This window comes from Legionella sp. W10-070, from assembly GCF_900640175.1.
Lineage (GTDB): Bacteria > Pseudomonadota > Gammaproteobacteria > Legionellales > Legionellaceae > Tatlockia.
Genome location: NZ_CAAAJC010000011.1, coordinates 74,722 through 88,350 on the forward strand (window position 1 = coordinate 74,722; position 13,629 = coordinate 88,350).

Sequence of the window (13,629 nt, forward strand, 5' to 3'; positions counted from 1 at the left end):
TTATGCACTGTCCATTTTGTCATGCTGAAGAAACGAAAGTTGTTGATTCCCGTCTGGTGGCTGAGGGGGCCCAGGTTCGCAGAAGAAGACAGTGCCTCATTTGCCATGAGCGTTTTACAACCTTTGAAACAGCCGAATTAATTATGCCGCTAATCATCAAACGGGATGGCCGCAGGGAACCGTTTAATATTAGCAACTTACGGGCAGGTATGCTCCGTGCTTTGGAAAAAAGGCCAGTCAGTGTTGATGCATTGGAAGAAGCGATAGTTGCCATCATGCAGGAAATCCGGCGGCGTGGCGAACGGGAAATTGATTCTCGTGAGGTAGGTGAACTGGTTATGAAGCAACTCTACCGACTGGATCACGTGGCTTATGTCCGTTTTGCTTCCGTGTATAAACGCTTTAAAGATGTCAGTGATTTCAGACAAACTATTGATCAAATGAAAGATAATAAGAATTCATGAGGTAATCGGTGGAAAAACAAGCAATTAGTGGAAAGAGGCGTGCCCGAAAATTAGCGTTGCAAGCGCTGTATCAGTGGCATATGTCAGGCCAGGATCTCTATGAAATTGAAACACAATTTCGCCTGTTCAATGATATGAGTAAGGTGGATACTGATTATTTTTGCCACCTTCTTTATCAGGTTCCGGCTCATATTAAAAGTCTGGAGGAAAATATTGAACCTTTTCTGGACAGATCTATTGAAGGCTTAAATCCCATTGAATTAACGGTATTGCGTCTGGGATCGTTTGAATTGATTCATTGTCCCGAACTTCCCTACCGTGTTGTTCTTGATGAGGCTGTCTCACTTAATAAAGAGTTTGGCTCTCAAGATGGTTACCGGTATGTTAATGGTGTTTTAAATAATCTGGCCAGACAGGTAAGAAAAATAGAAATTAATTTTGAAAATGAATGAGTTTTCTTTAATTGATACTTTTTTCAAAACCGCAGGAGCTGCCCGTAACGAGGTAGTTTATGGGATAGGGGATGATGCGGCTTGTCTGACTGTCCCGCAGGATTGCCAGTTGTTAGTCAGTACAGATACCCTGGTAGCTGATGTACACTTTCTTAGCTCCTGGGATGCTTACGATATAGCCTGTAAAGCGGTCATGGTTAATATAAGTGATATGGCAGCAATGGCAGCAAGCCCTTGTTGGCTGAGTCTCGCCCTGACTTTACCCGAGTTAAATACAGCTTGGCTCACACGGTTTTCTCAGGGATTAGATGATTCTTTGAATCAATATAATATTGCTTTGATTGGCGGCGATACGACCCGTGGCCCATTGAGCATGACCCTGACGATCCATGGTTTAGTCCCTCAGGGAAAATCGGTGCGTCGCACAGGTGCTAATCCTGGGGATAAAATTTATGTAAGCGGTGAACTGGGGGCTGCAGCACTTGCGGTGAATGCTTTAGAACGTCCTGATATTAATCAGGTTGAAAGGCGCGCATTGATGCAAAAGCTGCAACATCCTCAGCCGCGAGTAGATTTGGCAACGATTCTACAGACGCATGCTTCTGCAGCTATTGATATTTCTGATGGCTTAAGCGCTGACTTGAACCATATTTGCGTTGCCAGTGGCGTTGGGGCTTGTCTATTAGAGTCAGCTATTCCTGTCCACCCGTTGGTAGAAAAATATCAGGGTGTTCATGCAGTTGATTTTGCTCTTCGTGGAGGTGATGATTATCAATTATGTTTTACCGTACCACAAGAAGAAGAGCAGTTATTGTTGAGTGCATTATCCAGGATTAAAGCAAGCTGTTATGCTATTGGTGTTATTGAAAAAGAGGCAGGTTTAAGAATGAAGAGAGGGGATAAGATAAACACGCTTATTCCACATGGTTATAGCCATTTTTAGCCTAGGTTCTGTTGACAATTGGAACCAGAGCCTACGTTCCGCGCTTTATGCGCGGAATCTATTCTCAAGCTTTTGTCAAGAGGGTGGTTAGTTTCGTGTGGTTTGTGTGGATCCCGCGCATAAAGCGCGAGAAGTGAGCATCTCAAGTTGAAATGTCAACAGAGCTTAGGTTCATCTGCTGAAGTTTGGCTATGACTTTTTATTTACATCATCGGGATTGAGTAACATGAATGCAATTAAGTTGGCAAATAAAGTTTGGCAAGATCCGGTTTACTTTATCGCATTTGGCTTTGGCAGTGGTTTAATGCCGATAGCGCCGGGAACCTGGGGAACCCTGGCTGCGATACCGGTTTATTTGCTAATTGCTAATCAGCCTATAGGAATATATCTTCTATTGACTATAGCTGCTTTTTTATTAGGAGTGTGGGTTAGCGATAAGGTATCAAGGGATTTGGGTGTCCATGACTATCGGGGAATCGTATGGGATGAGGTTGTCGGTTATTTGCTAACCATGGCAGCAGCGCCTGTCAGTTTAACCTGGATGCTGGTCGGTTTTTTATTATTCCGTCTTTTTGATATCTGGAAACCTCAGCCAATCCGTCTGCTTGACCGTCATGTTCGTGGCGGGTTAGGCGTTATGCTCGATGATCTGTTAGCCGCCATACCAGCATGGTTAATCATGCAGTTATTAATCTGGGGTTTTGCATAGATGAATGAAGGCCACAAAGAATTAATCAGCATTGGCTTAACTGTCAGCATCGTCGCGCTGGCACTGTTTATTATTCATCGATTTATCCCCTCCATTGTGTGGGCTGCAATCATTGGTATTGCGACTTATCCACTTTATCTGCGTTGGCGCCGTTTTTTTGGTAATCAGCATAGTCTGGCGGCTTTATTATTTACTTTTATCCTGGCTTTATTATTGATACTTCCCTTAAGTTGGCTGGTAAGTATTTTAGTTAAAGAGCTACAATTATTTATTAATTACCTGCAGTTAATTAATCGTGAGGGAGGACAGGCACCTGGCTTTCTTCAGCAATTCCCAATTATTGGCAATGATCTGGTTAGTTATTGGGATCAGAATATAGGCCATCCAGGCAATGTGCGTCATTTGCTGTCAAATTTGCATTTGTCATTAACGCCAGCCAGTTATTATATTAAGCAGGTAGGTGTGAACCTTGCTCACAGGGGATTCCAGCTTGGGTTCACCTTACTGACCTTATTTTTCTTTTATCGTGATGGGGATAAATTATTTCAGCAGATTAATCATGTTGGCGAATCTTGTTTGGGACAACGCTGGTTTCGCTATGCGCACAGGCTACCTTCTGCTTTGCGTGCCACGGTTAATGGGACTATTGTCGTTGGTTTGGGCGTAGGTTTTTTAATGGGGATTTGTTACCTTCTGGTAGGTTTTCCTGCCCCTACTCTAACTGGATTCATAACCGCTTTCGCGGCGATGATTCCTTTCGTTGTGCCAATAGTGTTTGTCATAGTAGCACTTATATTACTATCAGCCGGATCAATGATTGGCGCATTAATTGTAATTGCCTGGGGTACTTTTGTTATGTTTGTTGCAGATCACTTTATTAAACCGGTGTTAATTGGTGGTGCAATCAAATTACCATTTTTAGCGGTACTTTTTGGCATTCTGGGTGGTGTAGAGACTTTAGGCCTTCTTGGTTTATTTGTGGGACCGATAATCATGGTGTTATTCGTTACACTTTGGCAGGAGCCACAGGGTGAAGTAAAGCCATTAGTGGATTATCCGCAGTAAACTTTGACTATGGTCAAATGAGCTTTTTAACAGCAAGTGCAGGCCAATCAGTCCAGCCTGCTGCGCGATCTAAAATTTAAATGATTTCTTGGCTAACGCTTGTAATTTAATTATTTGACCCAATCTGAGTCATAGTAGTCTGGAGTAGGGGAGGATTTTAAATGAATAAAGATTGGCCGACAAAAAATAAAGATATGCATATAGCTCAACGTATTATGGAAGAGTATGCCAGCGTATTCGATACCGATTCTTTAGGGCTTTTTGAACTTGTTGTCATTGAGGAGGAGAAAAGGATGGATTTTCGTTTGTCTTCCTGGGTTGTGGCGTTAGCTGAGCATTTTAAATCCTTATATGGGGAAGTCCAGGGTGACTTTGTAACCAGACAGGTTATTAGCCGCTGTATAGTCCAGGGTGAAACGCTTCACTAATTTGCAATAGATGCAAAAATTTAGAAGTGAGCAATGTACTTGTGGAATTCCCTCTTATAATCTTCACTATTTTGATATTGTATTAATGCTCTATTAATATCCTGCAACAGCTCAATCTCATTGAGGTGGACGGCAATTCCAAAGCCGAAGCCAAAAGCAAAGGGTTCCCCGACTGCATGCAGATGCCCTGATGACTGCGCCTGCCAGTACATGGCAGAGGGGTTATCCATTAAAGCCAGATCTATTTTTCCTGCTTGCAATGCATCGATCATAAGCGTGGATTCGGAAAACTCTCTAATCCTTGGATTCCTGATGCCTAATGCACGAATAACAGCAGGAAAAACGGTAGCCTCTTCAACCCCAATCGAGCGCTCGTGTAATAGTTGCAAACTGAAAGGTTCTCTGGCCAGTCTGTCTGGCGCTATAAATCGTGCCTGGCTTAGTAAATAGGGTAAGGAAAAATTCACCCGGGTAGCACGTTCACTGGTGATGGTAATAGCACTTACTGCCACATCAACTGTTTTGAGCTCGACAGCACGAAGCAGTTCCTTAAAGGGCATGGGGTTAAAGATACAGTTGCGCTGGAGTGTGCGGCAAATATGCTCCATCATGGAAATATCAAACCCAAAAAGCTGTCGATTGGCTCCCTCCATAACAAAGGGGGGCATAAAGCTATCCACTGCAACCCGTAATGGTTCGCCCTGTGCATGGGAAGAACCGCAAGAAATAAAAAGGCATAAAATAAAGTATAAAATTTTCATTAATCCGAACTCTGCCTTTGCTTCAACTGTATCTGGTTAGAATATACTGAATTTAGCCTTTTAAAAATTGAATTGCCAATAATTCTTAATCTTTCCTTAAGTCTGGTTGTGCTAAGATTGTAAAAAAACCATTGTGTATAATTTTATGACAAGAAAGGCAACGGAAAAAGAATTATCAGATGTGAGGGAGGCATGGAAAAGATTTATTGCTGGTGATTTGAAAGCCAGTCAAGAAATCACAGGAATAGCTGAGCAAATGAATACAGGAGCCTTAGGAGGTGATCAGCTCATCCCAACTCTTGGTTATTTAATGTACCAGGCGGATATCACTGATGATGAGAATGAGTATGCACCTTTTTACGCTTTTTCATCTTTAAGTCCAGACTATGCAAACGATGGCATTTGGGGATATATGTTTGTTGCTCTATCCTCTGGATTGCTCCAGGCAAAGATATTGAAAGAATTTAATGCTGCTAAAGAACTCTCTTTTGACGGCACACAGGCTTTGATTAATGATGAACGCCTGAGAAAATACTTAGTGCCTTTCAATAAAAATATGGAAGAGTGGAAAGACAGATTAGAAAAAATTAAGATTCCTACCGATATCTCATATCATCAGTACATTGAAAAAATGCAGGTATCAATAAGTAAAATTAAAAAGACTCTGCAGGAATATCACGATTATTTAATAGAAAAATATCAGTTACCAAACAGCGTTGAACCTGCAGACTCCAATTCTCTGCCTGAAAGAAAACTTATCGCTGTGAACGCTTTGATTAAAGGGATAAATCAAGAGAAAAAAAATCCTATACAATTGCTGATTGAATTTAAGGAAGAATTAGGTAACCAGCAGGAAACGTTGTCACGACATCAGGATAGCCAGGAAAAACGATTGCTGGTTAAACTGCTGAAGATCCTGTCGCTAGGTTTTTATACCGGTAAGGATGCCTATAAGCATCACGGTTTATTTGGCCGCTCAAAAGGCGGCGATCTGGTCGATGGTTTGATGACTGAACTACCAAAACCAGCAGATGATAGTGATGCTGAAGAGATTGAAATGAAAGGTGTGAGCCTTCGGGGATCACGATCTGAACAATAACTCATTTACCCTGAATGTAATTATATTCAGGTAACCAAAACAAACAATGATTTGTATTTTTTCTTTGGCTTCGTTAGGCTTAATAACCCTTAACCTTAGATAAATACAACGGTGGATACTCCTCCTCTTCTACAGTCCAGATTAGCATTCTACTTGAAAAATTTTTCTGCATTTAAACAGGTTGATGCGGTAAAAACGTTGATACTTGTCAGTGATTATGCCTGTCGTCAGCTAGAGCTGCTAAAAACCTTACTAACCAGTGATGATTGGCAGAATGCCCTCGATTTCAATACCTGTTTTGCCCAATTACAACAACTAGATTCATCGTCATTTAATCTTTTTTCCAGGTCTTTGCGCCAATTCCGCCATAGGCAGCTCTTGAGCTTATTGCTTCGTGAAATGAGCGGCCTGACTACGACAATCGAAACAATGACTGCCTGGTCAGCTTGTGCTGATGCCATCATTTTACGGGCAATTGCCTTTTGTTCACAAGAATTAGGTGCGCGTTATGGACAGCCTTGCGATGAGAGCGGTGCAATATGCAAGCTTTATGTGCTTGCAATGGGCAAACTGGGTGGTCGGGAACTCAATTATTCTTCAGATATCGATTTAATTTTCGCCTATTCATCAACAGGTCATACCAATGGTGAGGAATCGATAAGTAACCAGCAATACTACACCAAGGTGGTGCAGCGTTTTCTCCAACTCTTACAAACCGTGACTGCAGAGGGGTTTGTTTTTCGGGTCGATTTAAGGTTAAGGCCCAATGGAGAAAGTGGGGCTTTGGTCTCAAGCTTGGCTGCTATGGAAACCTACTATCAGGAACAGGGAAGGGACTGGGAGCGCTATGCTATGGTTAAGGCGCGCCTGATTGGCGAAAATACCGAGAATCCGGCTCATTGGTTTCATCGATTAATTACCCCTTTTGTTTATCGACGTTATGTGGATTTTAGTGTGATTGAATCATTACGCAGCATGAAAGCAATGATTGAACGGGAAGTGCAGTTAAATCCGATGCTTGATGATATCAAAAGAGGCTTTGGCGGTATCCGTGAAGTTGAATTTATTGTACAAAATCTTCAGTTAATCCGGGGCGGAAGGCTACCGGAACTACAACAGCAAAACACAATTGCAGCATTAACCATATTGGGACAGAAGGAGTTATTGCCGCGGACTTCAGCTTTGAAGCAAGCCTACCTTTTCCTGAGGAAATTAGAGAATGTCCTGCAAAGTCATAACGATCAACAAACGCATGCCTTACCGAACGATGCACTAAAAAAGGCACAGATCGCACTGGCAATGGGCTATTCTGACTGGAAGCAGTTAGAGGTTCGTCTGCATCAATATCAGCGGATTATTGGTGCGTTATTTAGCTCAACACTAGGCAAGGTACAGCCCTACGAAGATGAAAGACGTCTGTTAGCCAATCAATTAATGAGTTTATGGCAAGGTCATGTTGAAAAAACAATGGCAGTAAATTTATTAGCCAGTCTTGGATTCCAACAAGCAGAGCGTTGTTATCAAATGATTCATGCCTTTCGGCATGCTCCCCGATGCAGACGCCTGACTCAGGCTGCCAGAATAAGACTGGATCGCTTTATGGTCCTCTTGTTAAATGAACTGACTGAGGTAACAGAAACCGATACGGTGTTGCTTCAGGTTATCCAGTTACTGGAAAATATTGTTGGCCGTAGTTCTTATCTGGCATTGCTTACTGAGAACCCTCAAGTCTTAAAAGAACTGCTCTATTGGTTTGCTAATAGCGCCTTTATTACTTCCCTGCTGGTAAACCAGCCTTTTCTATTGGAAGTTTTACTGGAGCAACAGCAAAATTGGCGCATCCCTTCGCGTAAGCAATTGGAACAAACCTTAAAAAATCAACTGGATCGTTGTTCCGAGCAGGAGCAGCAAGAAGAGCTGCTGCGGCAATTTAAGTTGGTTAATTGGCTGTCAGCCGCCCGTGCTGAGATGTATGGACGCTATTCTGCAGTGCGGATTAGCCGCTTCCTAACGGACATAGCAGAAGTTATCGTTGCTAAAATTCTTACTTTAGCCAGTAATCAACTCAGCTTGCGCTACCCTCAAATAAAAAAAATTAAATCACAATTTGCTATTATCGCCTATGGAAAGCTGGGTGGGCGCGAGATGAATTATAATTCGGATTTGGATTTGGTTTTTGTTCATAAGGTCTCATCGGAAGAAGAAGCATTGGTTACCCGGTTAACGCAGAAAATTTTACATATGCTGACCACCCGCTCCCAGGCTGGGATTTTGTACTCTGTTGATACGCGTTTACGTCCTTCTGGAGAAGCTGGATTACTGGTAAGCCATATCGATGCTTTTATTGAGTATCAGCTCCATCATGCCTGGATCTGGGAGCACCAGGCTTTAATAAGAGCCAGGTTTCTGGTAGGAGATAAACATATTCATCTGGCATTCAAGCAGTTAAAAAAAGAGGCATTATCAGCCCCTCGAGAAAAATCGCTTATCTTTGATGAAGTAGTTGCCATGCGGCAAAAAATAGCCAGGCATGCCAGTGGGGAGATGATCAAGTACACTGCAGGTGGACTAATCGACCTGGAGTTTCTGGTGCAATTTCTGGTACTTATACAGTCTGACTCAGCTTATACCCGATATACTCATACGTTGAGTTTATTACAAAAACTATTTTCTAACCGGGTAATCAGCCAGGAGCAATTCTCAACACTTAAAAATGCTTATAAGTCCTACCATCATTTATTGCATCGAAACTTACTGCAACCGGATCTTCCTGTCCCTCAGGGCATCCAAACCGAGGTTATGAAAATAAGCAATGAAATTTATAGTGTATGGAGGAAATAATTAGATACATTCTGCATACAAATCATAATCATCACTATCAGTAATCATGACTTCGGCCAGGCTGCCTACCTGTACAATTTCTGTAGGGGGTAAGTATACCAGACCGTCGATTTCCGGCGCATCCGCCTTGCTTCGAGCAATAATTTGCTGGTCATTAATTTCGTCTATTAAGACGATTTGTTTTGAGCCAACTTTAGTTTTAAGTTTGTCACGGCTGATTTCAGCCTGTAATTGCATAAAGCGATGATAACGTTCTTCCTTAACGTCTTCTGCAACAGGATGGGCTAATTCATTGGCTTTGGCACCTTCCACTGGAGAGTATTGAAAACAACCGACCCGATCTAGTCGGGCAACGCTTAAGAACTCCAGCAGCTCCTCAAATTCCTCTTCAGTTTCACCGGGAAAACCAACAATGAATGTAGAGCGTAATGTAATGTCCGGGCAAATATCACGCCACAGGGCGATTCTTGCCAATGTATTTTCACTGCAGGCAGGCCGTTTCATGGCTTTTAAAACGCGCGAATTGGCATGTTGCAAAGGAATATCAAGGTAAGGCAAAATTAAACCATCCCGCATGAGAGGGATAATATCATCGACATGAGGATAGGGATAAACATAGTGGAGTCGTACCCATATTCCCAGCTCGCCCAATTGTTCACATAAATCATAAAATTTTGTGTTAACTGCTTTACCTTGCCATTCTGCAGGCTGGTAGCGAGTGTCCACACCATAGGCGCTGGTATCCTGGGAAATAACCAATAATTCCTGTACGCCTGCTTCCTTTAAACGTTTTGCTTCAGAGAGGACTTGAGTCAGGGGGTAGCTTTGTAATTTTCCTCTCATGGTGGGGATGATGCAGAAAGTACACTTTTGATTACAGCCTTCGGAAATTTTCAAGTAAGCGTAATGTCTTGGCGTGAGTTTAATACCTTGAGGGGGTACTAACTGAGAAAAGGGGTCTGCCGGAGGTGGTAAATGCTGGTGCACTGCCCGAACCACCTCTTCATAAGCATGTGCGCCACTGATATGGAGGACATCGGGGCATGCTTCCCTTATAATATCGGCTTTGGCACCCAGACAACCGGTCACAATGACCCGTCCGTTTTCTGCCATGGCTTCCTTAATTGTATCCAGTGATTCAGTGACTGCAGCATCGATAAAACCGCAGGTATTGACGACTACAACCCCCGCATCCTGATAGCTGGATACCAGTTCATACCCCTGTGCGCGTAATTGAGTGATGATTCGTTCGGAATCGACCAATGCTTTGGGGCAGCCCAGACTGACAAAGCCTACTCTATGATTCATGATTCTCTATTAAAGCTGTAAAAAAAGTGGACGAATTATAGCGCTTCTTCAGCAGGCTTGTCTAATTGATTAACCCAAAGCTCAGGGAAAAATCATATTTTATCTAAAAATATAAACTGAAAATAATTTAAATAATTTGTCCTGTCACCAACAGGTATTAAACGCTTGTGGCGCCTTTACAATCTACAAATAAATGTTAAAATAAATCCAAATTGATTAAATTTGGATCATTAAGGTAGTATGGCATAGCTGCTAAAATCCTGACGATAAGAGAAGAAACAAGATGAAGTTAAGTGAAGATGGTAAAACCCTGCTCAAGGTTGATAATAGCGACATTAAAAGAGATGGCTCTTATGACATACCGCAAGGAGTCACCTCCATTGGTAGCAGGGCATTTTACAGCTGCAATCAATTGCAATCGATCACTATACCAGAAGGGGTGACCTCCATTGGCAACGAGGCATTTTACCTGTGCATGGAATTGCGATCCATCACTATCCCGAAAGGCGTCACTTCGATTGGTAATTGGGCATTTCACCAATGCATGCACTTGCGCACCCTCACCATCCCGGAAGGGCTGCGTTCCATAGGTTTCAGGGCATTTAGCCATTGTGACTCCTTGCAATCTATCACTATTCCTAAAGGACTCGACTTTATTGGCGAGGCGGCATTTTTCGAATGCAAAAAGCTGCATAGCATCATGATTGCCGGTGCAGATACTGATACCGAGATACAGTCTGTTGCCCGATTATTACCCAACGATTTAAAAAGCAATGTCGTATCGAGGGAGATGGCGGAAGCGATTGCACAAGTCCGCAAGGCTCAACTTTCCAGAGTCGCTCAAGCGCCACAAATCAATCCGCTGTATCGCTATTTTAGTCCTGGCTCAGAATATGTTTTCATGTTTACCGAAAACGAGGCTGGAGGTAACCTGGATAAAGAACGCAGTAAGCTTCCAAACGATATATTTCGCTACATGAATCCCTATATATTGAGTCAAAATCCTTATTACCAGAAGGCGAAAAACCGTATTCTCAGCGCTCCCTTCCCTGAAAATCAGGAGAAAATAAAGGATTATGAAAATACATTGAAAAACATCGCTGACGAAAGCATACAAAAAGCAAAAGAATTCAGTCAACCGCCGGTTAAACTTCAACGGGAAAATCAGTCTGATGGCAACATCGGCTTAGATCATCTGGCGATGATAACCCCTTTTTTTTCGCCGTTCATAGCTTTAGCTGCTATCGTGCATAAACATGTTACAGGAAATCGCTTCGCTTTCTTTCAGGCCGCTGCTCAAGCTCAAACGAAAAACGCCCTGGAGGATTTACGAGATGAAGCCTCAGAGGGTAGTGTCGCAAAAATAAATTAAACCCCGTCAACTTTCGTTTATATCGCTGCAACCGCTTTTTGGATGAATGTCAACAAAATCCTAAATTAAACTGGGGTGAAGACCTCCATATTTTCTAAATTCAGATGTTTTCCAGTATCGAAAAAATTTAACGTAAAATTAATAGTACTTTAATAAAACAAGGTTAATATGAGAACAAATAATATCAGGTCTAATCATCATGTATTTAACTTATTCTAAAAGAGATTTAAAGTCCCACATAGTTAAACTGGCAGAAACGTCTGATTTAATTGTATTGTCAATAGGTGGTGCGCACACGAAAGACAGGCAACAGCAATGCCCCAATTTTTGTCTTGAAGCAGCTTCCAAGGGATTAAAGGTAAGCATTGTCAACTTTGACCCGGCATTTATCGATGAAAAAAAACGTTTAATCGATGATAGTGATGCTATTCGCTGCGATTATACTGCCATAGGGTATGAAGAGGGTTTAAGGCACGAATCATCGTCACAGCTGAAGAGAATAACTGGTGAGAGCTTCAAACCTGACGAAATGACGGAGATTGTCAAGAAGGCTCTTAGAAAGTCGCCCGAGGTAAAAGTGGTAATTCTTGATAGTAGATATCCACTTATTAAAACTCCACGGTTTTATATTGATGTTGCTCATGATCTTACTGATGGCAACGTGGATAAAGTTTCTAAGCGCGTAGCTTTTGTTATGAGCTATTATCAGAATGCATCAGGAATTGTTTTTAATCCGAACTATTTAGTAAATATTGAAGTACTTGCGTGCACAATAACTGCTCATGAAAAGTTTAAATTTGATGAAACTGAATGTTTAGCACAGAAAGATAAATTAGAAAAAATTGAAACTCAGTACAGGCAACATTGGCGGGCTTTAACTCAATTTCAAAGCGAAGAGAGCTTTGGTTGTACGGGCAAAACAATTGAAGACTATGGGGTTGAGCGATTCAAGGAAAATGCGGCTCAGGCAGAAAAAGACGGTCTTGGTTACGTATTTGTAGCTCTTCAGTGCCTTGCTTTCGATTCTTTGTTTAATACGGGCATGTTTACTAATAGGCTGCAGGTGCAACAAGCCCGTGCAGTTGAGATCAAAACATTTAATCCCGATTTGTATACCCATGACGAGTCTTCTGACGTTTCAAAGGAAAAAGAATTGTTAACAGATGAACCTACACAAACCGAGGTGCTTGATTCCAAAGTACCCGCATCGGAGGATAAAATGCAGAAATTAAATAGATTACTTGATAAGCTTACCAGGGAAGCCTCGCAAAACAAGGAGGGAATAATGAATAATGGCCATGCTTTCGATGGCTTGATAATGGATAACTGGAGCAATATTCGAAAAGAGGCTATAGCAGCAGGAGTATTCAAAGAAGATGATAATGCTCAAGCACTATTTGATAAAATTAAATCAAAGATAAAGTTAGATAATAAACGATTCCCTCAATTACCTGGCATGCTGAGCACTGTGTACAGAATATTTGTAACAGGCGATGATGAGAGTCCGGCTAAAACAGATGCTTTTGAAGGCCATTTTTATCCGATACCTTCTAATTACTAGCCAGTCAACCCACTCGAGTTTTGGCTGGTTATGCAACATTACGTTGCTTACGCAAAAGGCAAAAATGAGAATTTTGATGATTTTGAATTCATTATAAATGACACTTTACTGGACTCACCCTCTCCAGCCGGGTATATTGCGAATGCATTTGCAAACACTGCAAGGAATCATTACATTGCAAATATGGATGCTCATTCAAATCCTCCGCCGGCTCAAAGTAATGAATATCCCCCTCAGGATTCCGTGACATTAGAAGGTAACAATGAACAGGAACCTATGAAGCCATGCTTGGAATCTTCGCTATTATTTAATGCCTTTAATAGCTATCAATCTGAACGTAAACTAACTCATAGCAAAGTAAAGAATGAGGTTCTTAAGAACTTAAAATCGGCCCTGGAAAATTGCAACACCATCGATGACGTGAACGAAGTACAAGAACAATTTAAAAAAGAATACCAACAGTTAAATCACCATCGTTTTACCATCTGGAGTAATGATAAAACTCGGTCAGCCACGGTATTTGATAATATGATTGAGAAGCGTACAGAGCAACTGCAGTTAATCATTAGTTCAGCTAAGGTATGAAGACATCCATCCATTGATGCTGGCTACAGGGATGTTTGGCA

At 41.8% G+C, this 13,629-nt stretch carries 13 protein-coding genes; 11 read left to right on the top strand and 2 right to left on the bottom strand.

Annotated elements, in window-relative coordinates; genetic code table 11:
• Positions 1-2: 2 nt before the first annotated feature.
• The 6 genes from nrdR to E1O65_RS06535 all read left to right on the top strand — a co-directional run bounded on the left by nrdR (position 3) and on the right by E1O65_RS06535 (position 4,061).
• Positions 3-464: a transcriptional regulator NrdR gene (nrdR, locus tag E1O65_RS06510; RefSeq protein ID WP_133132791.1), complete on the top strand. Its 462-nt coding sequence runs from the start codon at positions 3-5 to the stop codon at positions 462-464.
• 8 nt (positions 465-472) lie between these two features.
• A complete protein-coding gene (gene nusB / locus E1O65_RS06515; protein ID WP_133132792.1) occupies positions 473-916 on the top strand; it encodes a transcription antitermination factor NusB in 444 nt (147 codons plus the stop codon).
• A complete protein-coding gene (thiL, locus tag E1O65_RS06520) occupies positions 909-1,859 on the top strand; it encodes a thiamine-phosphate kinase (RefSeq protein WP_133132818.1) in 951 nt (316 codons plus the stop codon). The genes nusB and thiL overlap by 8 nt, the downstream gene beginning before the upstream one ends.
• Before the next feature lie 226 nt (positions 1,860-2,085).
• Entirely contained in the window at positions 2,086-2,568 is a 483-nt protein-coding gene (locus E1O65_RS06525; protein ID WP_133132793.1) for a phosphatidylglycerophosphatase A, read from the top strand.
• Positions 2,569-3,633, top strand: coding sequence for an AI-2E family transporter (locus E1O65_RS06530; protein WP_133132794.1), 1,065 nt, complete (start codon positions 2,569-2,571; stop codon positions 3,631-3,633). It begins immediately after the preceding gene.
• Between the two features lie 161 nt (positions 3,634-3,794).
• Complete coding sequence (locus E1O65_RS06535; RefSeq protein WP_133132795.1) at positions 3,795-4,061, top strand: hypothetical protein; 267 nt, start codon at positions 3,795-3,797, stop codon at positions 4,059-4,061.
• Positions 4,062-4,081: 20 nt separating this feature from the next.
• Here E1O65_RS06535 and E1O65_RS06540 read toward each other — a convergent pair whose 3' ends face one another.
• The gene (locus E1O65_RS06540) at positions 4,082-4,822 is read right to left on the bottom strand and encodes a transporter substrate-binding domain-containing protein (RefSeq protein ID WP_133132796.1); all 741 of its coding nucleotides are present in this window, start codon (positions 4,820-4,822) and stop codon (positions 4,082-4,084) included.
• Between the two features lie 145 nt (positions 4,823-4,967).
• On the opposite strand from E1O65_RS06540, the gene E1O65_RS06545 reads away from it, so the two are divergent.
• Both E1O65_RS06545 and glnE read left to right on the top strand, forming a co-directional pair.
• Positions 4,968-5,921, top strand: a complete 954-nt coding sequence (locus E1O65_RS06545; RefSeq protein ID WP_133132797.1) for a hypothetical protein — start codon at positions 4,968-4,970, stop codon at positions 5,919-5,921.
• Between the two features lie 153 nt (positions 5,922-6,074).
• Entirely contained in the window at positions 6,075-8,762 is a 2,688-nt protein-coding gene (gene glnE / locus E1O65_RS06550) for a bifunctional [glutamate--ammonia ligase]-adenylyl-L-tyrosine phosphorylase/[glutamate--ammonia-ligase] adenylyltransferase (protein WP_242601549.1), read from the top strand.
• Here glnE and rimO read toward each other — a convergent pair whose 3' ends face one another.
• The gene (gene rimO / locus E1O65_RS06555) at positions 8,763-10,070 is read right to left on the bottom strand and encodes a 30S ribosomal protein S12 methylthiotransferase RimO (RefSeq protein ID WP_133132799.1); all 1,308 of its coding nucleotides are present in this window, start codon (positions 10,068-10,070) and stop codon (positions 8,763-8,765) included. It abuts the gene before it with no gap.
• Between the two features lie 283 nt (positions 10,071-10,353).
• On the opposite strand from rimO, the gene E1O65_RS06560 reads away from it, so the two are divergent.
• The 3 genes from E1O65_RS06560 to E1O65_RS06570 all read left to right on the top strand — a co-directional run bounded on the left by E1O65_RS06560 (position 10,354) and on the right by E1O65_RS06570 (position 13,588).
• Positions 10,354-11,442, top strand: a complete 1,089-nt coding sequence (locus tag E1O65_RS06560; protein WP_133132800.1) for a leucine-rich repeat domain-containing protein — start codon at positions 10,354-10,356, stop codon at positions 11,440-11,442.
• Between the two features lie 199 nt (positions 11,443-11,641).
• On the top strand, positions 11,642-13,003 hold the full coding sequence (locus E1O65_RS06565; protein WP_133132801.1) for a hypothetical protein: 1,362 nt from the start codon (positions 11,642-11,644) through the stop codon (positions 13,001-13,003).
• Positions 13,004-13,033: 30 nt separating this feature from the next.
• Complete coding sequence (locus tag E1O65_RS06570; RefSeq protein WP_133132802.1) at positions 13,034-13,588, top strand: hypothetical protein; 555 nt, start codon at positions 13,034-13,036, stop codon at positions 13,586-13,588.
• Positions 13,589-13,629: the final 41 nt, after the last annotated feature.

Coding starts and splice junctions, on each gene's coding strand:
- thiL (WP_133132818.1), top strand. CDS start 909: ATGAATGAGTTTTCTTTAATTGATACTTTTTTCAAAACCGCAGGAGCT.
- E1O65_RS06535 (WP_133132795.1), top strand. CDS start 3,795: ATGAATAAAGATTGGCCGACAAAAAATAAAGATATGCATATAGCTCAA.
- E1O65_RS06560 (WP_133132800.1), top strand. CDS start 10,354: ATGAAGTTAAGTGAAGATGGTAAAACCCTGCTCAAGGTTGATAATAGC.
- rimO (WP_133132799.1), bottom strand. CDS start 10,070: ATGAATCATAGAGTAGGCTTTGTCAGTCTGGGCTGCCCCAAAGCATTG.
- E1O65_RS06525 (WP_133132793.1), top strand. CDS start 2,086: ATGAATGCAATTAAGTTGGCAAATAAAGTTTGGCAAGATCCGGTTTAC.
- E1O65_RS06540 (WP_133132796.1), bottom strand. CDS start 4,822: ATGAAAATTTTATACTTTATTTTATGCCTTTTTATTTCTTGCGGTTCT.
- E1O65_RS06545 (WP_133132797.1), top strand. CDS start 4,968: ATGACAAGAAAGGCAACGGAAAAAGAATTATCAGATGTGAGGGAGGCA.
- E1O65_RS06565 (WP_133132801.1), top strand. CDS start 11,642: ATGTATTTAACTTATTCTAAAAGAGATTTAAAGTCCCACATAGTTAAA.
- E1O65_RS06570 (WP_133132802.1), top strand. CDS start 13,034: ATGCAACATTACGTTGCTTACGCAAAAGGCAAAAATGAGAATTTTGAT.
- nrdR (WP_133132791.1), top strand. CDS start 3: ATGCACTGTCCATTTTGTCATGCTGAAGAAACGAAAGTTGTTGATTCC.
- E1O65_RS06530 (WP_133132794.1), top strand. CDS start 2,569: ATGAATGAAGGCCACAAAGAATTAATCAGCATTGGCTTAACTGTCAGC.